23 protein-coding genes and 1 pseudogene are annotated in these 25,265 nt (G+C 59.8%); 15 read left to right on the plus strand and 9 right to left on the minus strand.

Translation table 11 applies throughout. From position 1 onward, the window contains the following. Positions 1 to 6: 6 nt before the first annotated feature. On the minus strand, positions 7 to 1,410 hold the full coding sequence (locus ACIQAL_RS12515; protein WP_401145690.1) for a COG3014 family protein: 1,404 nt from the start codon (positions 1,408 to 1,410) through the stop codon (positions 7 to 9). A gap of 11 nt (positions 1,411 to 1,421) precedes the next feature. Between ACIQAL_RS12515 and ACIQAL_RS12520 the strand changes: the two genes are divergently transcribed. From ACIQAL_RS12520 to ACIQAL_RS12530, 3 genes are all read left to right on the plus strand, one after another. Next, positions 1,422 to 1,691, plus strand: coding sequence for a hypothetical protein (locus ACIQAL_RS12520; RefSeq protein WP_401145692.1), 270 nt, complete (start codon positions 1,422 to 1,424; stop codon positions 1,689 to 1,691). A 66-nt stretch (positions 1,692 to 1,757) separates the two neighbouring features. Beyond that, entirely contained in the window at positions 1,758 to 3,653 is a 1,896-nt protein-coding gene (locus tag ACIQAL_RS12525; RefSeq protein WP_401145694.1) for an FTR1 family protein, read from the plus strand. Positions 3,654 to 3,689: 36 nt separating this feature from the next. After that, the gene (locus tag ACIQAL_RS12530) at positions 3,690 to 4,157 is read left to right on the plus strand and encodes a YaiI/YqxD family protein (RefSeq protein ID WP_401145696.1); all 468 of its coding nucleotides are present in this window, start codon (positions 3,690 to 3,692) and stop codon (positions 4,155 to 4,157) included. Between the two features lie 265 nt (positions 4,158 to 4,422). On the opposite strand, the gene elbB is transcribed toward ACIQAL_RS12530, so the two are convergent. Beyond that, complete coding sequence (gene elbB / locus ACIQAL_RS12535; protein WP_401145698.1) at positions 4,423 to 5,100, minus strand: isoprenoid biosynthesis glyoxalase ElbB; 678 nt, start codon at positions 5,098 to 5,100, stop codon at positions 4,423 to 4,425. 188 nt (positions 5,101 to 5,288) lie between these two features. Here elbB and ACIQAL_RS12540 point away from each other — a divergent pair, with 188 nt between their 5' ends. Then, positions 5,289 to 6,527, plus strand: a complete 1,239-nt coding sequence (locus ACIQAL_RS12540; protein ID WP_401145699.1) for a sterol desaturase family protein — start codon at positions 5,289 to 5,291, stop codon at positions 6,525 to 6,527. Here the strand turns inward: ACIQAL_RS12540 and ACIQAL_RS12545 are convergent. Further along, entirely contained in the window at positions 6,505 to 7,128 is a 624-nt protein-coding gene (locus tag ACIQAL_RS12545; RefSeq protein WP_401145701.1) for a DedA family protein, read from the minus strand. The genes ACIQAL_RS12540 and ACIQAL_RS12545 overlap by 23 nt on opposite strands. 343 nt (positions 7,129 to 7,471) lie before the next feature. Here ACIQAL_RS12545 and ppk1 point away from each other — a divergent pair, with 343 nt between their 5' ends. Continuing rightward, on the plus strand, positions 7,472 to 9,694 hold the full coding sequence (gene ppk1 / locus ACIQAL_RS12550) for a polyphosphate kinase 1 (protein ID WP_401145702.1): 2,223 nt from the start codon (positions 7,472 to 7,474) through the stop codon (positions 9,692 to 9,694). On the opposite strand, the gene ppx is transcribed toward ppk1, so the two are convergent. The 5 genes from ppx to ACIQAL_RS12575 all read right to left on the minus strand — a co-directional run bounded on the left by ppx (position 9,681) and on the right by ACIQAL_RS12575 (position 14,162). Then, positions 9,681 to 11,183 (minus strand): exopolyphosphatase, encoded by a 1,503-nt coding sequence (gene ppx / locus ACIQAL_RS12555; protein WP_401145704.1) that lies wholly within the window; start codon positions 11,181 to 11,183, stop codon positions 9,681 to 9,683. The genes ppk1 and ppx overlap by 14 nt on opposite strands. Positions 11,184 to 11,302: 119 nt before the next feature. Beyond that, a complete protein-coding gene (locus ACIQAL_RS12560) occupies positions 11,303 to 12,037 on the minus strand; it encodes an amino acid ABC transporter ATP-binding protein (RefSeq protein WP_401145707.1) in 735 nt (244 codons plus the stop codon). Next, a complete protein-coding gene (locus ACIQAL_RS12565) occupies positions 12,024 to 12,674 on the minus strand; it encodes an amino acid ABC transporter permease (protein ID WP_401146213.1) in 651 nt (216 codons plus the stop codon). The genes ACIQAL_RS12560 and ACIQAL_RS12565 overlap by 14 nt, the downstream gene beginning before the upstream one ends. Next, positions 12,671 to 13,336 carry an amino acid ABC transporter permease gene (locus tag ACIQAL_RS12570; protein WP_401145709.1) on the minus strand — a complete coding sequence of 222 codons (666 nt, stop codon included), beginning with the start codon at positions 13,334 to 13,336 and terminating at the stop codon, positions 12,671 to 12,673. The genes ACIQAL_RS12565 and ACIQAL_RS12570 overlap by 4 nt, the downstream gene beginning before the upstream one ends. Positions 13,337 to 13,376: 40 nt before the next feature. Next, complete coding sequence (locus ACIQAL_RS12575; protein WP_401145712.1) at positions 13,377 to 14,162, minus strand: transporter substrate-binding domain-containing protein; 786 nt, start codon at positions 14,160 to 14,162, stop codon at positions 13,377 to 13,379. Between the two features lie 265 nt (positions 14,163 to 14,427). On the opposite strand from ACIQAL_RS12575, the gene ACIQAL_RS12580 reads away from it, so the two are divergent. The 9 genes and pseudogenes from ACIQAL_RS12580 to ACIQAL_RS12620 all read left to right on the plus strand — a co-directional run bounded on the left by ACIQAL_RS12580 (position 14,428) and on the right by ACIQAL_RS12620 (position 23,196). Beyond that, the gene (locus ACIQAL_RS12580) at positions 14,428 to 15,132 is read left to right on the plus strand and encodes a FadR/GntR family transcriptional regulator (RefSeq protein WP_166594125.1); all 705 of its coding nucleotides are present in this window, start codon (positions 14,428 to 14,430) and stop codon (positions 15,130 to 15,132) included. 306 nt (positions 15,133 to 15,438) lie between these two features. Next, positions 15,439 to 15,768 (plus strand): thioredoxin TrxA, encoded by a 330-nt coding sequence (gene trxA / locus ACIQAL_RS12585; RefSeq protein WP_166594126.1) that lies wholly within the window; start codon positions 15,439 to 15,441, stop codon positions 15,766 to 15,768. A gap of 227 nt (positions 15,769 to 15,995) precedes the next feature. Further along, positions 15,996 to 17,255 carry a transcription termination factor Rho gene (rho, locus tag ACIQAL_RS12590; RefSeq protein ID WP_110948772.1) on the plus strand — a complete coding sequence of 420 codons (1,260 nt, stop codon included), beginning with the start codon at positions 15,996 to 15,998 and terminating at the stop codon, positions 17,253 to 17,255. 101 nt (positions 17,256 to 17,356) lie between these two features. Beyond that, positions 17,357 to 19,321, plus strand: coding sequence for an acyltransferase family protein (locus tag ACIQAL_RS12595; RefSeq protein WP_401145715.1), 1,965 nt, complete (start codon positions 17,357 to 17,359; stop codon positions 19,319 to 19,321). 73 nt (positions 19,322 to 19,394) lie between these two features. Continuing rightward, positions 19,395 to 20,861, plus strand: coding sequence for a 4-hydroxy-3-polyprenylbenzoate decarboxylase (gene ubiD / locus ACIQAL_RS12600; RefSeq protein ID WP_401145718.1), 1,467 nt, complete (start codon positions 19,395 to 19,397; stop codon positions 20,859 to 20,861). Beyond that, positions 20,861 to 21,829 carry a CDP-6-deoxy-delta-3,4-glucoseen reductase gene (locus ACIQAL_RS12605; protein ID WP_401145720.1) on the plus strand — a complete coding sequence of 323 codons (969 nt, stop codon included), beginning with the start codon at positions 20,861 to 20,863 and terminating at the stop codon, positions 21,827 to 21,829. The genes ubiD and ACIQAL_RS12605 overlap by 1 nt, the downstream gene beginning before the upstream one ends. 187 nt (positions 21,830 to 22,016) lie before the next feature. Beyond that, positions 22,017 to 22,691, plus strand: a complete 675-nt coding sequence (locus ACIQAL_RS12610) for a gamma-glutamylcyclotransferase (protein WP_401145722.1) — start codon at positions 22,017 to 22,019, stop codon at positions 22,689 to 22,691. A gap of 75 nt (positions 22,692 to 22,766) precedes the next feature. Continuing rightward, entirely contained in the window at positions 22,767 to 22,961 is a 195-nt protein-coding gene (locus ACIQAL_RS12615) for an antitoxin (protein WP_166594131.1), read from the plus strand. A 23-nt stretch (positions 22,962 to 22,984) separates the two neighbouring features. Then, positions 22,985 to 23,196, plus strand: a pseudogene (locus ACIQAL_RS12620) (type II toxin-antitoxin system RelE/ParE family toxin). Positions 23,197 to 23,249: 53 nt separating this feature from the next. Here the strand turns inward: ACIQAL_RS12620 and glpT are convergent. Continuing rightward, positions 23,250 to 24,599, minus strand: a complete 1,350-nt coding sequence (glpT, locus tag ACIQAL_RS12625) for a glycerol-3-phosphate transporter (protein WP_341960739.1) — start codon at positions 24,597 to 24,599, stop codon at positions 23,250 to 23,252. Between the two features lie 265 nt (positions 24,600 to 24,864). On the opposite strand from glpT, the gene ACIQAL_RS12630 reads away from it, so the two are divergent. After that, the gene (locus ACIQAL_RS12630; RefSeq protein WP_341960738.1) at positions 24,865 to 25,263 is read left to right on the plus strand and encodes a TonB family protein; all 399 of its coding nucleotides are present in this window, start codon (positions 24,865 to 24,867) and stop codon (positions 25,261 to 25,263) included. Positions 25,264 to 25,265: the final 2 nt, after the last annotated feature.

Here is a 25,265-nt window from a genome sequence, read left to right on the forward strand (position 1 = left end):
CTCCGTTCAAGGGGTGTTGAGTGCCACGGCTTGCGGCAGGGTCGACGGGATCACCTGCGCGGCCAGGCCGCTGGTGAACACCTGATTGCCGATGGCACGCAGGGTGACCACTTGGTAAGGGCGGTCGATGTTGAGTTGCACATGAGCACCGCCCAGCGAAGAGGGCAGAGTCACCTGATGCTCGCCCGGTTTGAGGCGCATGCGTGCCACCAGGGTGTGGTCCGGTAAGGTGCGCCAAGTGCGGGTGTCGGCGCCTTCCGTGACGGCGGACGCAATGCCGACGGCCAGCCCTGCCAGCGGATTGACTTCGTTGAGCTTCTTCTGCGCGACGCCACGGCTGATGGCCCGCACGGTGGTGCGCAGCAAAATGCCCGGCATGTCGTCACGCAGGGCGCGGCGGGACATGGCGGTGGTGCTGTTGAGCGACGTCAGGTTGACGGGCTGACCGTCCACGCCGACCTGATTGAAGAACGGCGTCGAGTTGTCGGCTTTGATGACTGGAAACGACAAAGTGGTGATGACCAGATTGTTGTCGATCGGCAATGGAAGCGGGATACGAATCGAATCACGCGCAGGTGCGAGGCCGACCTGCACCACCAGCAATACGTCGCTGCCGTCGGTGGCGGTGTTTTTGCTGCCTGCGGCATCGAGGTCCAGCAGGGCCTGATCCAACAGCGGTGTGTTGGGGCGTAGCTCAGCCGCCTGACGATAGCCCGGCGCTGCCAAGTCTTTTTCGCCCAGCGCTTCGTACACGAAACCGGCAAGGTAGTGACTGAACGCGCTCTGATAGCTGTTCTTCAGGTTTACGACTTCCGGTGCGTCGAGGGTTTCGACCGGATAGCCCTTGAGGTCCTTGTACTGGAACGTCATGCCCTGGCTTCGGGCGTCGTCTTCGCTCTTGAGGTACTGCTTGTCGCGCAGCTCGGCGATCACGGCTTCGCGCTCGTGGGTTCGCTTGATGTCAGTGCGAGCGCCATCGAAGTCGTTTTCCGCCAGCCGGTTCAGCGCCATTTGCGTGGTCAGCATGACTTTTTCGTAGTCGTAGCCTTCATAGCGCCGCACTTTGTCGTTCACCAGGTAGCTGCCGAACCCGGCCAGGTACTTGCCGCTGTCCAGCTTGACGGCGTCTTCCCAAGCGATGACCGTCTGGTCCGCACGCCCCCACGCCAGTTGGCTACCCGCGAGATCGCCTTTGGAACGCAACAGTTCGCCTTTCTCGAAGTAGTAGAGAAGGTCCTTGTCGTCCCCGGTGTTGTGTTTTTCCAGCAGCATCAGGGCGCCGTCGACGTTGCCTCGGGTGAGTTGCTGGTTGGTCTGCTGCAGCTCGGTGTCGTAGCTGCGAAACGCAGCGCAGCCGGTCAGTTGCGCGGCAATGATCAGCACCAGTGTGCCGAGTGCGCGAGAGCACATCGAATCTGTCCTTGAGTGAGCCAGCCGGTTTCCATGACGCTCGGCTGTGCAATTCCTTTTTTGAGAAGCGGGGCTTCCAGCGGGCCAGTCATCAAGTGATGGCTGTGTGCCACGAAGTGGCGGCGGAGGATTATAAGGACAGAGACACTTTAAACAATGGCTTTTTGATGTCGCGCGGGATTTTCAGACACGTCTTACACAGCCCCTGTGCCACGCTGTTTTCGAAAAAAATTGATGTGTCGCACCTTGGCCTGCAAAAAACGGCACGAAAGACGCCGTAAAACTTGAGTGCAAGTCTCTCAACATGAACAATGACAACCCTTCGCATTCCTGTTTGAGATCCACTCATGTTTTCCCCTTTACGCTTCATGGCCGGCTTGGGTCTGGCGCTGCTGGTCCTGCTTAGCGTGACCGCTCGCGCGGATTCCGATGATGGAGCCGCACAAGCCCTTCACCTGTTCAACTACGTCAGCGCTGACTACCCGGCGACGGTGGCGGACGGCAAGGTGATCGACGAGGCTGAATATCGGGAGCAACTCGAATTTCTCGGCGCTGTTCAGGGTTTGATCGCGGGCTTGCCCGAGCGGCCGGAGCGTGCCGAACTCACGCAAGGCGCGAAGGCGCTGCTGTCGGCTGTCGAGCAAAAGGACGATGGCGCGCAGGTCGCGCATCAAGCACGGCAGTTGGGGGCGAAGTTGGCCGTGGCGTACGAAGTGAGCCAGGCACCGGTCATCACCCCGGACCCGACACGCGGTGCGCCGCTGTACGCGCAGTATTGCTCGGTCTGTCACGGCAATGCGGGAGCGGGTGATGGTCCTGCGGCGGTCGGCATGTCGCCACCCCCTGCGAACATGCGTGATGCGTCGCGGTTTGATCGCCTGAGCCTGTATGACGTCTACAGCACGTTGGGCCTGGGCATCGAAGGCACGGACATGCCGTCGTTCGCCGACCAACTGGATGACCGTCAGCGCTGGGATGTGGCGACCTACATCGCAAGCTTCACGGCCGACCCCAAAGCCGAAGCGGTCAAGACGTTCAACCTCGCGGACTTGGCCCGCCAGACTCCGACAGAAGTGCTGGTTGTAGAGGGCCCGAAAGCCGCCGCGGCCTTCCGCGCCCAGCGTGCCCAGCCACCGCAGGTCCAGCGGGGTCCCTCGCAACTGCTCGATTACACCAGCTCGACGCTGGACAAGAGCCTGGCCGCGTACCAGGCCGGTGATCGCGAGCAGGCCTATGACCTGTCGGTGGCCGCCTACCTGGAAGGTTTCGAGCTGGTCGAAAGCTCGCTGGACAACGTCGACGCCACGGTGCGCAAGGACACCGAGAAGGCGCTGATGGCCTACCGTCAGTCGTTGCAGGACGGGCTGCCCGCTGCAGAAGCGGCTGAGAAACTGGCCGCGGCGAAGGCAAAACTCAAAGTGTCTGCCGATCTGCTTGGCAGCGATGGCCTCAGTACGTCCCTGAGCTTCATCTCGGGCCTCTTGATTCTGTTGCGCGAAGGGCTGGAAGCGATTCTGGTGCTGGCGGCGATTCTGGCGTTCCTGCGCAACACCGGCCAGCAGTCGGCGGTGCGCAGCGTCAACGTGGGTTGGGGTTTGGCGCTGCTGGCTGGCTTGGGAACGTGGGCGCTGGCAGCGTACGTGATCGATGTCAGCGGCTCGCAGCGCGAGTTGCTGGAGGGGGCGACAGCGCTGTTCGCCAGTGTCATGGTGCTGTGGTTGGGCGTGTGGATGCACGACCGTCGTCACGCGGCGGCGTGGCAGGACTACATCAAGAGCAGCCTGGTAGGCGGTGGCGGTCGGTTCGGCTTCGCAGTGCTGGCATTCTTCTCGGTGTACCGCGAGCTGTTCGAGGTGATTCTGTTCTACGAGACGCTGTGGCTGCAGGCAGGTCCCGCCGGGCATAACGCCGTGCTGGCTGGCGGTGCCACGGCGCTGGTGCTGTTGGTGGGCCTCGCGTGGGTGATTCTGCGCGGTTCGGCGAAACTGCCGTTGGCGATGTTCTTCGGTATCAACGCTGCGCTGCTGTGCGCGTTGTCGGTGGTGTTCGCCGGGCATGGCGTCAAGGCGCTGCAAGAGGCTGGCATCTTTGGCACGCGGCCTGTGCCGTTCTTCGAGTTCGATTGGTTGGGCATTCACGCCGATGCGTATTCCTTGGGCGCGCAGGCGGTTGCGTTGCTGGCGATTGCGTTGCTGTATGGTCGCAGCCGGTGGGCGGACAAGCGTCGGATCGAAGCGGCGTAACCCACTCCTACAACGGCAGATTGATGGAGTTCTAAAATGCGCGTCTGGATCGATGCCGATGCCTGTCCGAAAGCGGCCAGGGATCAAGTGGTCAAATTCGCCCTCAAGCGCCAGTTCGAGGTCGTGCTGGTGGCGGGGCAAGCGGTGCCTAGGCCTGCGTTCGCGCTGGTCAAGCTGATCGTGGTGCCCAGCGGCCCTGATGCGGCTGACGATTACCTGGTCGAGCATGCCGCGCCGGGCGAACTGGTGATTTGCAGCGACGTGCCGCTGGCGGATCGACTGGTGAAAAAGGGCGTTGCGGCGCTGGACCCGCGTGGCAAGGAGTTCGACGAGCAGAACATGGGTGAGCGACTGGCGGTGCGCAATCTGTTCACCGACCTGCGTGAGCAAGGGCAGGCCAGCGGTGGGCAGGGGGCTTACGGGGATCGCGAGAAACAGGCATTCGCTAATTCGCTGGACCGGATTCTGACCCGGTTGACGCGAGAGAGGGATGCACGCGGTTGAAGCTGTGGGACCGAATTTATTCGCGAGAGGCCGGTACATCCGACGCATCTCTGATGTCTGGAACATTTTTCGCGAATGAATTCGCTCCCACAGAGGTTTTGCGTCAGCAGTGATAGCAGTGTGTCCGGCAGACACAGACTCCCTGTAGGAGCGAATTCATTCGCGATTGGCCGGTGCAGGCGACACATCGCTACGGTCTGACCCATCTTCGCGAGTGCATTCGCTCCAACAGATTGAGTCCGGTGTATTTCGGTCCAATGGTGTATCAGGCCGAAACTTCCTCACTTTCCTGCACCAACTCCAGCACCCGATCCACCAGCTTGTTGATCCCCGACGCTGCTTCGCCAATCGACTTGGCAACCATGTATGCCGGGGTGCTGACCAGCTTGCGGGCCTTGTCTTCAACGATGTCCGTGACGTCGCATTCTTCGTGCTGGCCACCCATCCTGGTGATTTTGGCGGCGGTTTCAGGACAATTGCCAACGGTGCAGGTCACGCCCGGGCCGTAGATCTTGGCCGCCAACGCGGGCGACACACAGATCAATCCAATGGGCTTGCCCGCCATGGCGAAGGCTTCTGCCATGGCCAGCACTTCCGCTTGAACCTTGCAGCCTGACCCTTCTGAGGCGAAGTTCGACAGGTTCTTCGCCGCGCCAAAGCCGCCCGGGATGATCAGCGCATCGAACTCAGTGACGTCCGCCTCGCGGATGTCCTCAATGGCACCCCGCACGATGCGCGCTGATTCCACCAACACATTGCGGGTTTCGGGCATCTCTTCGCCAGTGAGGTGATTGATCACGTGGTACTGAGGGATGTTTGGCGCGAAGCATTTCACCTCGGCGCCGCGTTGATCCAGACGCAGCAGGGTGAGCACGCTTTCGTGAATTTCCGCGCCGTCCTGAACGCCGCAACCGGAAAGAATGACGGCCACTTTTTTGCTCATGCCTGTGTTCCCTCTCTTGAGCGATCCGGGCTAGACCGGGTACGCCGGTGATGTCGTGTTCCCTGGCGCTTACGAGCGGCTCGCCGCGCCAACGATGTCCTCAAATGTCTACTAATTTGTCATCTGTTGCCATAGGGTTTTGCCGTGGTGACGCCTAATCTTCGAGGTTTCGTTGTCGGGTGGCGTCGATGAATTTCATTCTGTACGCAGTGCCGTTTTTCTTCGTGCTGATCGCTGTCGAGCTGGTCGCCGACCGTTGGCGCAAGGTCAACAATTACCGGGTCGCCGATGCGATCAACAGCCTGAGTACTGGCGTGTTGTCGACGACCACGGGCCTGCTGACCAAAGGCGTGGGGCTGGTCACCTACGCCTTTGCGCTGGAGCATCTGGCCTTGTGGCGGCTGTCTGCCGAGAGCGTCTGGGTCTGGGTGTTCGCCTTCATCTTCTACGACTTCTGCTATTACTGGCTTCATCGGATGGGGCACGAGCGCAACATTCTCTGGGCCGCGCACTCCGTGCATCACCAGAGCGAGGACTACAACCTCTCGACCGCCTTGCGCCAGACCAGCACCGGCTTTCTGCTGAGCTGGATTTTCTATCTGCCGCTGGCCGTGGTCGGCGTGCCGCTGGTGGTGTTCGTGGCGGTGGCCTCGCTCAATCTGCTTTATCAATTCTGGGTCCACACTAGGCACATTCCCAAGCTGGGCTGGTTCGAATGGTTCTTCGTGACGCCGTCTAATCATCGCGCTCACCACGCGCAGAATCTTGTCTACATGGATCGCAACTACGGCGGGGTGTTCATTGTTTGGGACCGGCTGTTCGGCACCTTCCAGGAAGAGCTGGATGAGGAGCCGCCGATTTTCGGGGTGACTACGCCGCTGAGAAGCTGGAACCCGCTGTGGGCGAACGTGCAGTTTTACACCCAGTTGGCAGCGGATGCCCGGCGCGCTGGATCGACGTGGGATAAATGGCGGATCTGGTTCATGCCGACTGGATGGCGGCCCGCGGACGTGGCGGCGAAATACCCGATCATCAAGCCAGACCTGGCGCAGTTCCGTAAATTCGAAGTGCCGTTGGGCCTGACGCAGCAGCTGTACGTTGGTGCGCAGTTTTCGCTGTACACACTATTGGGCAGCTATCTGCTGTCGAATGGCGACGTGTTGCCGTGGCCTGCGCTGATCGTCGGCTGGTCATGGGTTGCGCTAGGATTGTTCGTGTTTGGCGCGGCCCTGGAAAACCGACCGTCGGCGTTGAAACTGGAAGGATTGAGGCTGGCGGCGAATCTGCCGCTGATGGCGCTGGCCCCCGTGGTGGGGCTATGGCCCGCGAGTGCATTGGGCTGGACGGTGCTGCTGACTTACACGCTGTTGAGCGCAATCACGGTGTATTGCGCTCGGGGCCGTTTCACTCGTCTGGCCGGTCCTTGACCTCGACGGGAGCCGTCGCGGGCACCGCCAGCTTGGCCTCGCGAGCGATGCGGGCATTCTTGATGCGGCGTCGCAGCCACAGCAGGCCACCGATCACCAGCAGGGCGCCAAGTACCCAGAGCTCGTATTTCTTGACGTTGCCCAGCAATCCTTCGAGAACCGCGCCGAATTTGTATGCCGCAGCCCCCAGCGCCGCCGCCCAGACCGCAGCACCGATGCCGTTGAGCAGCAAATAACGCCCCGGCGGATACCCGGAAAGGCCGATGGCTACCGGCATGACGGTGCGCAAACCGTAGACAAAGCGGAAGCTCAACACCCAGATGTCGGGGTGCCTGCGAATGTGTTCCAGCGCACGGTCGCCCATCAGTTGCCAGCGCGGTTTGCGTGCCAGAAGCTTGCGGCCATGCTTGCGCCCCATGAAATACCAGAGCTGATCGCCTGCGTAGCTGCCGAAGAAGGCAACCACCACGACCAGATTGATGTCCATGTACCCTCGAAACGCGAGAAATCCAGCGAGCACCAAAATGGTCTCACCTTCAAAGAAGGTTCCAAGGAAGAGGGCGAAGTAGCCAAATTCTTGTAAAAAATGCTGGAGCATCATATGGGTGCTGGCGAAATGAACGCGCAGCCTAACGCGCCGGACACATTCAGGAAAGTGTCCAAATGTGTCACTACGTTAAAGTTTCTTACGACCCAAGCAGAATTGTCGTCTAGGAAGCGCATTTAAGTCCTACACGGTATGGTGGACATCCCACTGTCATGCGTCAGTCATAATGCTGGCTTATAACTGTCACGTTTGCCCGCGCGCTCGGGCCCGCAGGTGTCCGGTGTGACCGGTCTGCGCCGCTGATCGTCCCTTTTGTCGTGAAGGGACCGACAGATCGATCTCTTCGGCCGTTCTCCCGGCCCAACTGTTACAGGGCAAAAGCCTTACAGGATTATTCATGAGTACCGAAGGAAGCACCGAAGCCTCAATTGAACTCGAGCCCACCGTCTCGTCTCCTGAAGTCACCGCCGTGGTCGAACCGACCATCGAGGTGCTGCCCGCTGTCGAGCCGCAGCAGCCTGCCAGCCCGGCGATCGTGATCCCCAACCTGGATGACAGCAGCCTCTATATTCACCGCGAGCTGTCGCAGCTGCAGTTCAATATTCGCGTACTTGAGCAGGCGCTGGATGAATCCTACCCGCTGCTCGAACGCCTCAAGTTTCTGCTGATCTTCTCCAGCAACCTGGACGAATTCTTCGAAATCCGCGTCGCGGGGCTCAAGAAACAAATCACCTTCGCCCGTGAGCAAGCCGGTGCCGACGGCTTGCAGCCTCATCAGGCGCTGGCCCGCATCAGCGAGCTGGTTCACGGTCATGTGGACCGCCAGTACGCCATCCTCAACGACATCCTGTTGCCCGAGCTTGAAAAGCATCAGGTGCGCTTCATCCGTCGTCGTTACTGGACCACCAAGCTGAAGACGTGGGTCCGTCGTTATTTCCGCGACGAAATCGCACCGATCATCACACCGATCGGCCTCGACCCGACGCACCCGTTCCCGTTGCTGGTCAACAAATCCCTGAACTTCATCGTCGAGCTGGAAGGCATCGATGCCTTCGGTCGCGATTCGGGTCTGGCGATCATCCCGGCCCCGCGCCTCTTGCCGCGCATCATCAAGGTGCCGGAAGACGTCGGCGGCCCGGGCGACAACTATGTGTTCCTGTCGTCGATGATCCACGCCCACGCCGATGACCTGTTCCAGGGCATGAAGGTCAAGGGCTGCTACCAGTTCCGCCTGACCCGTAACGCCGACCTGGCGCTGGATTCCGAAGACGTAGAAGACTTGGCCCGCGCCCTGCGTGGCGAGCTGTTCTCCCGTCGCTACGGCGATGCGGTGCGTCTGGAAGTGGCCGACACCTGCCCGAAACACCTGTCCGACTACCTGCTCAAGCAGTTCAACCTGAGCGAGACCGAGCTGTATCAGGTCAACGGTCCGGTGAACCTGACGCGTTTGTTCAGCATCACCGGCCTGGACAGCCATCCGGAGCTGCAATACCTGCCGTTCACCCCGGCCATTCCGAAGCTTTTGCAGAACAGCGAAAACATCTTCAACGTGATCAGCAAGCAGGACATTCTGCTGTTGCACCCGTTCGAATCCTTCACGCCGGTGGTGGATTTGCTGCGTCAGGCCGCAAAAGACCCTCACGTTCTGGCTGTGCGTCAGACGCTGTACCGCAGCGGCGCCAACTCAGAAATCGTTGATGCGCTGGTGGATGCCGCGCGTAACGGCAAGGAAGTCACGGCAGTCATCGAGCTGCGCGCACGGTTCGATGAAGAGTCCAACCTGCAACTCGCCAGCCGCTTGCAGGCCGCCGGTGCGGTGGTGATTTACGGTGTGGTCGGCTTCAAGACCCACGCCAAGATGATGCTGATCCTGCGTCGCGAAGCGGGCGAAATCGTGCGTTACGCCCACCTCGGGACCGGTAACTACCACGCGGGCAACGCCCGTCTGTACACCGACTACAGCCTGCTGACCTCCGACGACGCCTTGTGCGAAGACGTCGGCAAACTGTTCAGCCAATTGATCGGCATGGGCAAGACGCTGCGCATGAAGAAGCTGCTGCACGCGCCGTTCACGCTCAAGAAGGGCATGCTCGACATGATTGCCCGCGAGACGCAGTTCGCGACCGACGGCAAACCTGCGCACATCATCGCCAAGTTCAACTCGCTGACTGATCCGAAGATCATCCGCGCGCTGTACAAAGCCAGCCAGATGGGGGTGAAGATCGATCTCGTGGTGCGGGGCATGTGCTGCCTACGTCCGGGGGTTCCGGGCGTGTCGCACAACATTCAGGTGCGCTCGATCGTGGGTCGCTTCCTGGAGCACACTCGCGTGTTCTACTTCCTGAATGGCGGCGACGAGCAAATGTTCCTGTCCAGTGCCGACTGGATGGAGCGCAACCTCGACAAGCGCGTCGAGACCTGCTTCCCGGTAGAGGGCAAGAAGCTGATTCTGCGCGTGAAGAAGGAGTTGGAGGGGTATCTGACCGACAACACCCACGCGTGGTTGTTGCAGCCGGACGGGCGCTACCTTCGCAGCACGCCAACCGGCAACCAGAACGCCCGCAATGTGCAGGCGTCGCTTCTGGAGAAGTTGAGCAACCCGGTCCTCAGCGTACGCTGAGGTTGATGTTGACTCGGGTCAGCCACTCCGCTTCCAGCGCGAAGTCGGCCTGAGTCAGCTGGTTGTTTTCCAGCCAGCCATCCGGGAACAGGATGTCGAGGTCGTTGCCGTTGGCGGTCAACACAGGTTGCGGCATCTCTTGGGTGCCGCGAATGTGGTGGAACAGGATCGCGAAACGCAGCAGCACGCACAGACGAATCAGCTTCACGCCTTCATCGCCAAATTCGGCGAACTTGTCTTTGGGAATGTTCCGACGATGGCCGCGCACCAGCAGCGCGAGCATCTGTTGGTCTTCCCGCGAGAAACCCGCCAGATCCGAGTGCTCGATCAAGTACGCGCCGTGTTTGTGGTAGTGATAGTGGGCGATGTCCAACCCCACTTCATGCACCTTGGCGGCCCAGCTGAGCAGTTCGCGATACAGATCGTCTTCCAGTTCCCACGCCGTGGCGACCTGCTCCAGCGCTGACAGCGCCTTGCGCTCGACCCGTGCGGCCTGTTCCAGATCGACGTGATAACGGTCCATGAGCGAGCTGAGAGTACGCTCACGCACGTCTTCGTGATGATGACGGCCCAGCAGGTCATACAGCACGCCTTCGCGCAGCGCGCCTTCGCAATGGTCCATGCGCTTCAGTTCGAGGGCGTCGAAGATCGCTTCGAGAATTGCCAGACCGGCCGGGAAAATGGCGCGGCGATCTGGCTTGAGTCCGTCGAAGTCGATCTTGTCCACTTCGCCGAGCTTCATCAGCTTGCGTTTGAGCCAGGCGAGGCCTTCGGCATTGACTTCGCCAGTGCCGTGGCCGCCTGCTTTGAGGGCCAGGCCGATGGCGCGGATGGTGCCGGACGAGCCAATTGCCTCATCCCACGTCAGACGATGCAACGCGTGCTCAATGCTCATGATCTCCAGCCGCGCCGCCGTGTAGGCCTGGGCGTAACGCGCCGGGGTGATCTTGCCGTCTTTGAAGTAACGCTGGGTAAAGCTCACGCAACCCATTTGCAGGCTTTCGCGCAGCAACGGTTCGAAGCGCTGGCCGATAATGAACTCGGTACTGCCGCCACCGATGTCCGCCACCAGGCGTTTGCCTGGTGTGTCGGCGAGGGTGTGGGACACGCCGAGATAGATCAGGCGCGCCTCTTCACGGCCGGAAATGACCTCGACAGGGTGGCCGAGGATTTCTTCAGCGCGGTGGATGAATACGTTGCGATTGCGCGCTTCGCGCAGGGCGTTGGTGCCGACGATCCGCACGGCGCCCGGTGGCATGCCGTTGATCAGTTGGGCAAAACGCTTGAGGCAATCGAGCCCCCGCTGCATGGATTCTTCGTTGAGCTTGCGCTCGTCGTCGATGCCGGCGGCCAGCTGCACTTTCTCGCCGAGCCGCTCAAGAATGCGGATTTCACCCTGATTCGCTTTGGCGACCACCATGTGGAAGCTGTTGGAGCCCAAGTCGATCGCGGCGATCAGCGAGAGGTTTTTGGCTGTGGATGGCGACATGGTCAAAAGGTCTCGGTCGTTAACCCCGACATCGTGCCACGAACCATCACTGCCGCCAAACGCGCATTTAAGCGTTGGGCGTGACGTGATTGTTTACAGGTCGATGGCCAGCGACCTGTTCAGGCGTGTTCGACCGATCCAATGAAATTCGCCAGCTCCGGCGTTTTCGGATTGGCCATCAGCTCTCTTGGATCGCCCACCTCATGCACCTTGCCCTGATGCATGAACACCAGCTTGTCGCCCACTTCCCGGGCGAAACGCATTTCGTGGGTCACCATGATCAGCGTCATGCCGTCTTTCGCCAGCTCGCGCACGACGCTGAGCACCTCATTCACCAGCTCCGGGTCCAGCGCCGAGGTGATTTCATCGCACAGCAGCACTTTTGGCGACATCGCCAAGGCGCGTGCAATCGCCACGCGCTGCTGCTGGCCTCCCGACAAACGATCCGGGAACGCGTCGAACTTCTCCCCAAGTCCGACGCGATGGAGCATTTCTTTGGCAAGCTGCGTCGCTTCAGCCTTGGAGACTTTTTTCACCACCTGCGGCGCGAGCATCACGTTTTCGCCCACGGTCAGGTGCGGGAACAGGTTGAACTGCTGAAACACCATGCCGACTTTCTGCCGCAGGCTGCGCAGATCAGCCCGCGCTGCATCGAGGTATTCGCCATCGACCTCGATCACGCCGTCGTTGATCGACTCCAGCCCGTTCAGCGTGCGCAGCAATGTGCTTTTGCCCGAGCCGCTGCGGCCGATGATCGCCACGACCTGGCCTTCCTCGACGCTGAGGTCGATGCCTTTGAGCACGTGGTGATCGCCGTAGTATTTGTGCAGGGCGGAAATTCTAAGCAGAGGCATGAAGTCTCCTTTCCAAGTAACGGGCGCTGAGCGACAGCGGATAACACAGCAGGAAGTAGCCCAGAGCGACGAAGCCGTAGACCATGAAAGGCTGGAACGTGGCGTTGGCGAGCATGCCGCCGGTCTTGGTCAGCTCCGTGAACCCGATGATCGACGTCACGGCGGTGCCTTTGACGACCTGCACCGAAAAGCCCACGGTCGGTGCCACGGCGATGCGCAAAGCCTGGGGCAGAATCACATACCGCAGTTGCTCGAAAGGCGTCAGCGCCAGACTTGCCGACGCTTCCCACTGACCGTTGGAAATCGATTCCACACAGCCCCGCCAAATTTCAGCCAGGTACGCGCTGGTGAACAGTGTTAACGCCAGCGCTGCCGCGACCCAGGGCGAGATGTCCACACCCATCAGCGCCACGCCGAAGAACACCAGAAACAGCTGCATCAGCAGCGGCGTGCCCTGAAACAGCTCGATGTAGCACCGCGCGAGCCGGCGCCAGAAACTCTTTTCAGAGATGCGCATCGTCATCACCAGCAAGCCGATCAGGCCGCCGCCGATGAACGCCACCAGCGACAGCGCCAGCGTCCATTGCAGGCCTGTGAGCAGGTTGCGCACGATGTCCCATAGCGTGAAATCCATCAGCGGCTCCTCGCGATGTAGCGACGTCCGATCCACGCCAGCAACTGACGAATCATCAGCGCCATGAACAGGTAGATCAGCGTGGTGATGATGTACGTCTCGAAGGCGCGGAAATTACGCGACTGAATGAAGTTGGCGGCGAAGCTCAATTCTTCCGTTGCAATCTGAGAGCAGACCGCCGAGCCGAGCATGACGATAATGATCTGGCTGCTGAGCGCGGGCCAGACCTTGCCCAGGGCCGGAATCAACACCACATGGCGAAACGTCTCGAAGCGCGTCATCGCCAGTGCGGCCGAGGCTTCCAGCTGCCCGCGAGGAATCGCCTGAATGCCTGCGCGAATGATTTCGGTCGAGTACGCGCCGAGGTTGATCACCATCGCCAGCACCGCTGCCTGCCATTCGGAAATCTGCACCCCCAGCGACGGAAGGCCGAAGAAGATGAAGAACAGCTGCACCAGAAACGGCGTGTTGCGTATCAGCTCGACGTAGACCCCAAACAGGGCCGAAAACGGCTGGATCTTCCAGGCCCTGACGATGGCGCCGACAATACCGACGCTGACGCCCAGCAGAGTGCCGATGGCCGTCAGCTCAAGGGTGAACAAAGCCCCACGAACCAGCAGGTCAGCGTTTTGCAGGACCGGAATAAAGTCGAACTTATAGGCCATCTGAAAACCTCAACCAGACGCAGTGACTAAAGCGGGGCGATCAGAGATCGGCAGGCAGCGGCTGTTTCAGCCAGGTCTGCGAGTTCTTCTCCAGCGCGCCGTCTTGCTTCGCCGCTTCCAGAATCTCGTTGACCTTGGCCAACAGCTCCGGCTGGCCCTTGTTCACGCCGACGTAGACCGGCGAATCCTTCAGCTTCACTTTCAGCGACGGGATGCGTTTCGGATTCTTTTCGCTGATCGCGACCATTACCACGTTGCCGCTTGCAATCAGGTCGGTCTGGTTGGCGAGGTAGGCGGCGATGGTCGAGTTGTTGTCTTCGAAACGCTTGATGGTGGCTTCTTTCGGTGCCACGGCAGTCAGCTCGATGTCTTCGATGGCGCCACGGGTCACGCTGATGGTTTTGCCTTTGAGGTCGTCCACGCCGTTGATGGCAGCGTCAGGTGGACCGAACACGGCGAGGTAAAACGGCGCGTAGGCATGGGAGAAGTCGATGACTTTCTCGCGATCCGGGTTTTTGCCCAGGCTGGAGATCACCAGATCGACCTTGCCGGTGGTGAGGAACGGGATGCGGTTTGTGCTGTTCACCGGGGTGAGTTCCAGCTTCACCTTGAGCCGGTCGGCGATCAGTTGCGCGGTGTCGATGTCCAGGCCGCGTGGTTTCATGTCCGGGCCTACCGAACCGAAGGGCGGGAAGTCTTGCGGTACGGCGACTTTCAGCGTGCCGCGCGCGGTCACATCATCCAGCCCGTTGGCGTGGGCAGGGGCTTGGCCGAGCAGGAAGCTGGCAAACAGGGCGGCAAGCAGAGCGCTGTAACGCTGGGTCATGGGACGTCTCCGAATCGAACGAGGTGAAGGCAATGCATGGGTGATGTTCAAGGGCCAGTGCACAGCCCATGCCATCGCTGCGTTTGCGACCGTGGAATGAGGGCTGGCGCCCTGATCCGGTCTAACTGGTCTGAACAGTTGGGCGCCGGGTCGCCCCGCTTTGGCGCGCCTGAAAGCCTCGCCGCCCTTCACTTGGGCGTCACTTGCCGAATCAGCGGGATGACTATAAAAGAAGGTTTTCCACGGTCATTGCGCCTGAAAACCCATGCACACGAGCCCGATTGCAGTACCCGAAGCCGCCTTCCAGGCGATCCGCAAATTGATCGCCGAGCAAGGCTATGGCCCTGGCGACAGCCTGCCCTCGCAGCGGGATCTCGCGGTTCGTCTGGGGGTCAGTCGCGCTTCGTTGCGCGAGGCGTTGTCGTCGTTGAGTGCGTTAGGTGTAGTCAGCGTGCAGCCCGGTAAAGGGGTGTTCGTTCAGGCGATTTCTGAACCACAACAGCGCACGAGTGGTTTTTCCTGGCCTTTTGCGGCCCATGCTTCGCCGTCGGAGACGTTTCAGCTGCGTTACGCGCTTGAAGGTTTTGCGGCAGGGCTGGCGGCTGTGACGCTGACGGCAGATGAGCGCGATGTCCTGGAGGACAACGTCGAAGCCATGCGCCTCGAACTCAAGGCCGGGGATTTCGACGGCGCCGCCAAACTGGACTTCGATTTCCACCGACGTATTCTCGTGGCCAGCGGCAATCAGGCGATTCTTGGGATCATTACCGCCAGCGCCGACATTTTTCTGGAGAGCCAGAAGCTGCCATTCATTCGCGCGGGCAGGGCGATGGAAACCTGGCAGGAACACCGCAAGATTCTCCGCGCCCTGGCACGTAATGCTTCAGGCCCGGCGCAGAAGGCCATGCAGGAGCATATAAGAGGCGCTGCGCTGCGTACGGGGATTGTGTTCGTGGCGCCTTCGGCCTGATTTCGGTCCCAAACGGGGCGCTTGTCTGGAATTCGAACGCATGACCTGTGGGAGCGAATTCATTCGCAATGCGGTGGCACAACCGATGGAGGTCCGTCGGATGCGCGGGCCAATCGCGAATGAATTCGCTCCCACAGGGATGGTGCCCCACGCGCCAACGGGGCCGGCTCTTACCTGATTGGGGTCACTCCAATAAAGCTAGTCATCTAAACCCATAGCAAGAGACAATCGCCTCTACCTTCCTGTCACGACCCGACACAGTTATGATGGTCCACGTTTTTTTGCCTATGACCTCGGAGAAATCTCATGAGTAGCGACCTTATCAAACACGTCAGCGACGCGAGCTTCGAAGCCGATGTCCTGAAGGCACAAGGCCCTGTGCTGGTAGACTACTGGGCTGAGTGGTGCGGCCCTTGCAAAATGATCGCCCCGGTTCTGGACGATATCGCTGGCACCTACGAAGGCAAACTGACCATTGCCAAGCTGAACATCGACGAAAACCAGGAAACCCCGGCCAAGCACGGCGTTCGTGGTATTCCGACCCTGATGCTGTTCAAGGACGGCGAAGTCGCTGCCACCAAGGTTGGCGCTCTGTCCAAGTCGCAGTTGCAAGCGTTCCTCGACGCCAACATCTGATGGCGCAAAGGCCCCGCAAATTGCGGGGCTTTTTTCTGGCGTTGTACTAGACGCTTCGAAAATCAAGTGGTACATTCGGCCCCGCAACGGCTTCTCCGTTGCCCCCTGCTAGCCGTCGCCGACGCTCTCCTTTCGATTTGTACGCGATCCTGTCGCCTTCTCTGCGGCGCGGCCTCATTAAGCCAAAAGCTTAATTTCCCCCTCATACACGATTACGTCATTCCTATATGAACCTGACTGAACTCAAGCAAAAGCCTATTACCGATCTGCTCGAAATGGCCGAACAGATGGGCATAGAAAATATGGCCCGTTCGCGCAAGCAGGATGTGATCTTCTCCCTGCTGAAAAAGCACGCTAAAAGCGGCGAGGAAATCTCGGGTGATGGTGTGCTGGAGATCCTCCAGGACGGCTTCGGCTTCCTCCGCTCTGCAGACGCTTCCTACCTCGCGGGCCCAGACGACATCTACGTCTCGCCTAGCCAGATCCGCCGCTTCAACCTTCGCACGGGCGATACCATCGTTGGCAAGATCCGCCCGCCGAAGGAAGGCGAGCGTTACTTCGCACTGCTCAAGGTCGACACCATCAACTTCGACCGTCCAGAAAACGCGAAGAACAAGATTCTGTTCGAAAACCTGACGCCGTTGTTCCCGACGATTCGCATGAAGATGGAAGCCGGTAACGGCTCCACCGAAGACCTTACCGGTCGTGTCATCGACCTGTGCGCCCCTATCGGCAAAGGTCAACGCGGTCTGATCGTTGCTCCGCCGAAAGCGGGCAAGACCATCATGCTGCAGAACATCGCGTCGAACATCACCCGTAACAACCCTGAAGTTCACCTCATCGTTCTGCTGATCGATGAGCGTCCGGAAGAAGTGACCGAAATGCAGCGCACCGTGCGCGGTGAAGTGGTTGCCTCGACGTTCGACGAACCGCCAACCCGTCACGTGCAAGTCGCCGAAATGGTGATCGAGAAGGCCAAGCGCCTGGTCGAGCACAAGAAAGACGTGGTCATCCTGCTCGACTCCATCACCCGTCTGGCTCGCGCCTACAACACCGTGATTCCAAGCTCCGGCAAGGTACTGACCGGTGGTGTTGACGCCCACGCGCTGGAAAAACCAAAGCGCTTCTTCGGTGCGGCTCGTAACATCGAAGAAGGCGGCTCGCTGACCATCATCGCCACCGCGCTGGTTGAAACCGGTTCGAAGATGGACGAAGTGATCTACGAGGAATTCAAAGGCACCGGCAACATGGAGCTGCCTCTGGATCGTAAGATCGCCGAGAAGCGCGTCTTCCCGGCCATCAACATCAACCGTTCCGGCACACGCCGCGAAGAGTTGCTGACGGCTGACGACGAGCTGCAACGCATGTGGATTCTGCGCAAGCTGCTGCACCCGATGGACGAAGTCGCTGCCATCGAGTTCCTGGTCGACAAGCTGAAACAGACCAAGACCAACGATGAGTTCTTCCTGTCGATGAAGCGCAAGTAACACGCTCAACGGCACGCGCTGAACGGCTATAGAAAAATGGTGTCCTTTTGGGGCACCATTTTTTTTGACTTTTTTTAACAAGAAAGCGGACAAGGAGCGTCATGCACACCTTTGGCAATCGTCGGGACATCGACGGACTGCGCGCGTTGGCCGTCATTCCCGTGGTGCTTTACCACTTCGGGTTTGGCCTGTTCAGCGGCGGGTTCGTGGGCGTCGATATGTTCTTCGTTATCTCCGGCTTCCTGATCACCTCGATCATCTTTCGGGAAATCAGCGCCGGGCGCTTCAGCTTTGTCGATTTCTGGGCGCGTCGCGCCCGACGCATCATTCCCGCCCTGAGCGTCATGATGCTCGCCGCCTTGCTGGTCGGCTGGGTGCTGATGCCCGCGAACGACTATTCACAGCTGGGCCGCGCCGTCCGGTATCAGGCGATGTTCGCGTCCAACATCCTGTTCATGCGTCAGGACGGTTATTTCAACCCCGCCTCCGATTTCAAACCGCTGCTGCACACCTGGTCCCTGTCGGTGGAGGAGCAGTACTACATTCTGTTTCCCTTGCTGATGGTGTTGTTGACCCGTTACCTGCGGCAGTGGCGCTGGATGCTGTTTGGGCTCTTAGTGGTGTCGTTCGCGCTCAACGTCTGGGTGATCAAACGCAACCCCGACGAGGCTTTTTTCCTGCTGCCGATGCGGGCATGGGAGTTGTTGTGCGGCGCGATGCTGGCGGTGCTTCCCGTCTCGGATCGCAAGATGCCGCATTGGATGTATGAGGCGGTGAGCCTGGCGGGGCTGCTCGCGGTGCTGTACGCGATTTTCGGTTTCGACAAATACACGCTGTTTCCCGGGTGGGCGGCGCTGTTTCCGGTCCTTGGCGCGACGGCGATGATCTGGGCGAATGGACAGGCCTCCACATTCGTTGGACGGCTGTTGAGCGTGAAAGGGATGGTCGGCGTCGGGCTGATTTCCTATTCCTGGTATCTCTGGCACTGGCCGGTGTTCGTGTATGCCAATGCGGTGTCTGTCGATGGCATGCAGGCGCTCGAAGCGTCGGGATGGGTCGTGCTCACGCTCGTGCTCGCGTGGCTCAGTTGGCGTCTGGTTGAGCTGCCGTTCCGTGAAAAACGGGTGCTGGCAGAGCGTAAGCCCGTGCTGTTTTCGGGTTTGGCGACGCTGTTGATTATCGGCCTCGCAGGCCAACTGATACGCACCAGTGATGGTGTACCGCAGCGCATTTCGGGACAGGCTTTGCAATACGCGGAGGCGCGGGACTGGCAGCGTGGGCAGATGGACTGCCTTCTGCAACGCGACAGCCCGGACATGAGCAAAATCTGCCGCTTTGGAGGCAGTGAGCAAACCGCGCCCGTGCAGCTCGTGTGGGGAGACAGCCATGCGGCGGCTTTGCTGCCAGCCATTGAGGCTGACGCTAATCGCTACGGCATCCCGGTCTGGCTGGCCAGCCTGTCGGGTTGCCTGCCGATCCTCGGGCATGAAACCCGCCAGCAATGTCAGGATTTCAATCAGGCTACGCTGCAATCCATTCGCGAGCACAAGATCCGCGATGTCGTGCTGGCGGCACGTTGGAGCCTGTATCTGTACGGCGAAGAGGACGGCGACATGCAGCACGTTCTGTATCCGGACGACAGCCGCCCCGTCGCCGAGCAGGAAGTGGCCAAAGACCTGACTGCAATGGTCCACAGCCTGCGCGACGCGGGTGCGCGGGTGTGGATTTTCAAGGAAGTCCCTCTTCAACGGCAGGGCACGGTGGCGCGGTTGGCCAGTCTGGCGATGGTCGGGCGTTCTGCCGAACGATTGGGACGACCCATCGCCGAGCACCTGGCGCGCCAGCAGTTTCTGAACACGCTGTTTACACAGCTCAGCCAGCAGGACCCGAACGTGCGCGTCCTCGACCCTGCGCCCTTGATGTGTCCCGGCGGGATTTGTCGCGCCGAATTCGACGGCTATTCGCAATACATGGATGAAAATCACCTGTCGGATAAAGGCGGCGAGCGCATGAAGCCTTTGCTGGCGCCGATTTATCTCAGCGAAAACGCCGCTCAGGGCAGATGAATCCGCGTTCGGCTGCTGCCGTTGCCCGCCAGAGCAGGTAGGATGTGCATCTATTTGTTAAGTGGCCGGGTTAATGAAATTCAAGGATCTACGGGATTTCGTGCAGCAGCTTGAGCAGCGCGGAGAGTTGAAACGCATTCAAGTGCCTATTTCTCCTGTGCTGGAGATGACCGAAGTCTGCGACCGGACCCTGCGCAACAAGGGGCCGGCCTTGCTGTTCGAAAACCCGACGGGTTTTGACATTCCTGTGCTTGGCAACCTGTTCGGCACGCCAGAGCGCGTGGCCATGGGCATGGGCGCCGAGTCCACCGAAGAGCTGCGGGAAATCGGTAAGCTGCTCGCATTCCTCAAGGAACCCGAGCCGCCGAAAGGCCTGAAAGACGCCTGGTCGAAGCTACCGATCTTCAAGAAAGTCATCTCCATGGCGCCGAAAGTCGTCAAGGACGCCCCGTGCCAGGAAGTGGTCATCGAAGGCGAGGACGTCGATCTGGGCATGCTGCCAGTGCAGACGTGCTGGCCTGGCGACGTTGGCCCGCTGATCACGTGGGGCCTGACCGTCACCAGAGGCCCTAATAAAGAGCGCCAGAACCTGGGCATCTATCGTCAGCAGGTCATTGGCCGCAACAAGGTCATCATGCGCTGGCTTAGCCATCGCGGTGGCGCGCTGGACTTCAAGGAGTGGTGCGATAAGCATCCCGGTCAGCCTTTCCCGGTCTCCGTCGCACTGGGCGCTGACCCGGCGACGATTCTCGGCGCGGTCACGCCAGTGCCGGACAGCCTGTCCGAGTACGCGTTCGCGGGCCTGTTGCGTGGCAACCGCACCGAACTGATCAAATGCCGTGGCAACGACCTGCAAGTGCCGTCGAGCGCGGAAATCGTCCTGGAAGGCGTGATTCATCCGGGCGAAATGGCCGATGAAGGCCCTTACGGCGACCATACCGGCTATTACAACGAAGTCGACCGCTTCCCGGTCTTCACCGTCGAGCGCATCACTCACCGCATCAAGCCGATCTACCACAGCACCTACACCGGACGTCCGCCGGATGAGCCGGCCATTCTAGGTGTAGCGCTGAACGAAGTGTTCGTGCCGATCCTGCAAAAGCAGTTCCCGGAGATCACCGACTTCTACCTGCCCCCCGAAGGGTGTTCGTACCGCATGGCGGTCGTGACCATGAAGAAGCAGTACCCCGGCCACGCCAAGCGCGTGATGTTGGGTGTGTGGTCGTTTTTGCGACAGTTCATGTACACCAAGTTCGTTATCGTCACCGACGACGACATCAACGCCCGTGACTGGAACGACGTCATCTGGGCGATTACCACGCGCATGGACCCCAAGCGCGACACCGTGATGATCGACAACACGCCGATCGATTACCTCGATTTCGCCTCGCCGGTTTCCGGGTTGGGATCGAAAATGGGGCTCGATGCCACGCATAAATGGCCGGGCGAGACCACCCGTGAGTGGGGTCGCGCCATCGTCAAGGACGAAGCCGTCACCCGCCGGATTGACGATATCTGGAACCAGCTGGGAATAGATTGATGCGCGTAACTTTGCAGCCGTCGGGCGCAGTGCTTGAAACCTTGCCCGGCGAGCGGATTCTCGACGCCGCCCAGCGACTGGGCTACGAATGCCCGCAAAGCTGTCGCAACGGCAATTGCCATATCTGCTCCGCGCTGTTGGTCGAAGGCAGCGTCGAGCAGGGTGGTGAAGTGCGCGGGCATGGCGAAATCTACACCTGCCTGGCCGTGCCGCAAGAAGACTGCGTGGTGCTGTGGGACAGCGTCTTGCCTTTGGGAGAGTTGCCCGTGCGAACGTTCGCGTGTCAGGTCACTGAATGCGTTGAGGTCGGCGGTGATGTCTGGCGCGTGATGCTCCGTGCCCCCGCAGGCAGGCCGCCGCGTTATCACGCCGGTCAGTACCTCATGATCGCCCGCGACGACGGTGAAAAGTCCGCCTTCTCCATGGCATCGGCGCCAGAAAGCGGTCGGGATCTGGAATTTCACGTCCTGGCTCGCGAAGCCAGTGCGCAAAATTTGATCAAACAGCTTCAGCGCGACGGCATGGCCCGGGTCGAGCTGCCGTTTGGCGATACCCATTTGGGCGAGTTGCCCGATGGCCCGCTGGTGCTGATCGCCGCTGGCACGGGCATGGGTCAGATGCACAGCCTCATCGAACATTGCCGCTCCAAAGGTTTTCCGTATCCAGTACACGTTTATTGGGGCGTGCGACGTCCTGAAGACTTCTACGAACTGAAGCACTGGGACGAGTGGAAAACCCTGCCAAACCTGCATTTGCACAAAGTCGTCAGCGACCTGTGCGATTGGGAAGGGCGTTGCGGAATGTTGCATGAAGCCGTGTGCGAAGACTTCGCAGACCTGAAGTCGATTCAGGTCTATGCCAGTGGATCGCCCAACATGGTGTATTCCACGCTGGACGCGCTGGTCGTCGCAGGAATGGACGCTCATCAAATGCGCGCGGACGTGTTCGCTTACGCGCCGCGTGCGTGACCGTCCGCCCGATGGCAGCTGCCGTGGAGAGCTAATTGCATCAGAATATGTGCAGGGTCGGTTTTAAGGCGTCACGACCTGCAAATTGCTCAGAACCGTGAAAAGGTGTTGATTCACTGTTGCCTGAGCCGCTTCGACCGTTGTTCAGCACTGCACTGGCGTTATCTCTGGCCAGTGAGGGAGCCAGATGGAGAACCAAATCAATAGCTTGGTGGAGGCCGTACATGACGGTCTTGGGCTGTCTTACCCACCTGTTATCGACCTCGGGCCAAAACTGACCCGCGAACAACTCCTTGCTTCCATGCACACCACGATGAGCCGACACACTGGCGGCCCTGTCTGGCTGTTTGCGTACGGCTCACTGATCTGGCGTCCCGAATGCTCCGCCGTGGAGCGCGTGCGCGGCCGAGTGCACGGCTACCATCGCGGTTTGTACCTTTGGTCCCACGAACATCGCGGCACGCCGGAACAGCCAGGGCTGGTATTCGGCTTGGATCGCGGCGGCTCGTGCAGTGGCTTCGCCTATCGTCTTCCCGAAGAAAACATCGAAGCCTCGTTGCTGGCTTTGTGGGAGCGGGAAATGCCATTCCCGTCCTACCGCCCCCACTGGCTCAGCTGCCGCCTTGAAGACGGCACCAAGGTTCAGGCCCTGGGTTTCGTGCTTGAACGGCATTTGCCCAGCTACGCGGGGAACCTGCCCGACAGCGTCCTGACCCAAGTCCTGGCCAGCGCCAGTGGTCGTTATGGGACGACGTGGGAATACGTCGAGCAGACGATTCACGCGCTGCGAAATCATGCGATGCCGGATGTGAGTCTGGAAGAGCGGTTCAAACGGTGTAAGCCGATTTTGTTGGCGGTTTAACATCCGGTTGCCACGTCGCTGTCGTCTGCTGCCCGCGAAGCGTTAGTTTTCGCTGACTTACACAGGAGGTATCCCGTGAGCGCTCAACTTTCTCCGATCGTTTCCGAGTTTGAATCAGAAGAACAGGCCGCGAGCTACGATGCTTGGTTCCGCGCGAAGGTACAGGCGTCTCTGGACGATGAGCGACCTAGCATCTCTCATGACGAAGTGATGGCCGAGATGAAGATGAGGTTGGCCGCCAAGCGCGAAAAGCGTCGCAATGATCGTTGATTGACGACCGAAAGCACGAATACATTGATGAGCGAAACCCGAAAGCAGCTGACGCGCTACAGGCGGAAATAGAAAGAGCGACTTCCGCCCTTCCTGAACATCCTTATCTTTACCGAATAGGCCGAGCGCCAATGACCCGGGAGATATTGTTTATCCGAATTATCTGGTCGTTTATCAAATCACTGATCGGATTGAAATCGTGAGCGTTCTCCATGCTCGTCAGGAATATCCCTGAGCGGAGTTCGGCGCGATAGGCCCCAGGACCTACCGCGCCGTAGCTTCAGACCACTAAGCCGCAGTGTCACGCGACTGACTGGCCACGCGCGTATGCCGTAACGTCGGTGCCAGAAACACCATCGCCAGCACGCATGATGAGACGAGTATTACGAAGCCACCATCCCAGCCGAAATGGTCCACGGTGTAGCCCATCAGCGCACTGGCCGCGACCGACCCACCCAAATACCCGAACAGCCCTGTGAAGCCTGCCGCCGTGCCCGCTGCTTTTTTAGGCGCGAGTTCCAGCGCTTGCAGGCCGACCAGCATCACCGGCCCGTAAATCAGAAAGCCGATTGAGATCAACGCGATCATGTCGATGGTCGGGTTGCCCGGTGGATTGAGCCAGTACACCAGCGTCGCTACGGTCACCAGCAGCATGAACACGATGCCGGTCAGTCCACGGTTGCCACGGAAAATCTTGTCCGACATCCAGCCGCACAGCAGCGTCCCCGGAATGCCCGCCCACTCATAGAAAAAGTAGGCCCACGACGTCTTGTCCACGTCGAAATGCTTGGCCTCTTTCAGATAGGTCGGTGCCCAGTCGAGTACGCCATAACGCAGCAGATACACGAACACGTTCGCCAGCGCGATGTACCAAAGCATTTTGTTGCGCAGCACGTATTTGACGAAGATTTCCTTGGCGCTGAATTCCTCTTCGTGGCTCGCGTCGTAGCCTTCCGGGTAGTCGTTCTTGTATTCCTCGACCGGCGGCAAACCCACGGATTGCGGGGTGTCGCGCATGGTGATGAACGCGAACAGTGCGACGAACAGCGCGACCGCCGCTGGCACGTAGAACGCCGCGTGCCAGTCGTTGGTCCAGCCCAGGCCGAGCAAGAACAGCGGGCCGATCAGACCACCGCCCACGTTGTGCGCCACGTTCCACACCGACACCACGCCGCCGCGTTCTTTCTGCGACCACCAGTGCACCATCGTCCGCCCACTCGGCGGCCAACCCATGCCCTGCGCCCAGCCGTTGATAAACAGCAGAATAAACATGATCGCCACGCTCGACGTCGCCCAAGGCGCGAATCCGAACACGAACATCGTCGCTGCAGACACCAGCAAGCCAAACGGCAAGAAGTAGCGAGGGTTGGATCGGTCCGACACCAGCCCCATTAAAAACTTCGACAGGCCGTAGGCGATGGCGATCGCCGAAATCGCCAGCCCCAACTCACCCCGTGTGTAGCCCTGATCGATCAGGTACGGCATGGCCAGCGAGAAGTTCTTGCGCAGCAAGTAGTACCCCGCATAGCCGAAGAAAATACCGGCGAAAATCTGCCAGCGCAGGCGACGATAGGTGCTGTCGACACGCTCGGCAGGCAATGGGGCCTGATGCGCGGCAGGTTTGAAAAAGGCAAACATCGAGACACTCCGAGTTCTTATTTTGGTATGCGATTTCGAATATTACATTTTCATTACAGAAAATAGGAAGGCTTCTCGTCAGATGAACCGCCGAAATTTGGCTGTTTTGCGTGTTGGAATATGAACATGGCGCAGATGTGTAATCAGGAGCGGGAGCTTTCGGATTCGTCCTACTTGAGAACCAGAATCGATCACCTTACTGACGAGCACGCAGACCCCTACCATCCCCGCCATCTGCCACAGGGCGTTCGGGGACGAGGTAAGGGTGAAATCACAATGGAAGGTGTCAGCCATTTTGAGTGGCTGTGCGCTGATGCTGAGCATGTCCGTCGGTGCGCGCGAGATGCACCCCCTCTTCGAGCGCTATGTCTCGCCGACATATCCCTCTGCGTTGCGCGGCGGGAAGCTGTTTTCAAGCGTGCGGGTCCACTACGACATCCACCATGACGGCACTGTCACTGACGTCAGGGTCGTGGAGCAAACCGATCAGAAAGCCGCGAACTCTGCGCTGTCCGCCGTCAAACGCTGGCAGTTCGAGCCGTGGGACGTGACAGAAGAAATGCCCGCCCGGATCGGTGAATCCGTGCATTTCGTTTTCGATCAGGAGCGGCTGGAGAAGCGATTGCGGATAGTGATCTCGTGGGCGCGGAGGGATGTCTCATGAGC

Origin of the sequence: Pseudomonas sp. NPDC088368, from assembly GCF_044753445.1 — a bacterium.
In the GTDB taxonomy this organism is placed as follows: Bacteria; Pseudomonadota; Gammaproteobacteria; order Pseudomonadales; family Pseudomonadaceae; genus Aquipseudomonas; species Aquipseudomonas bambusae.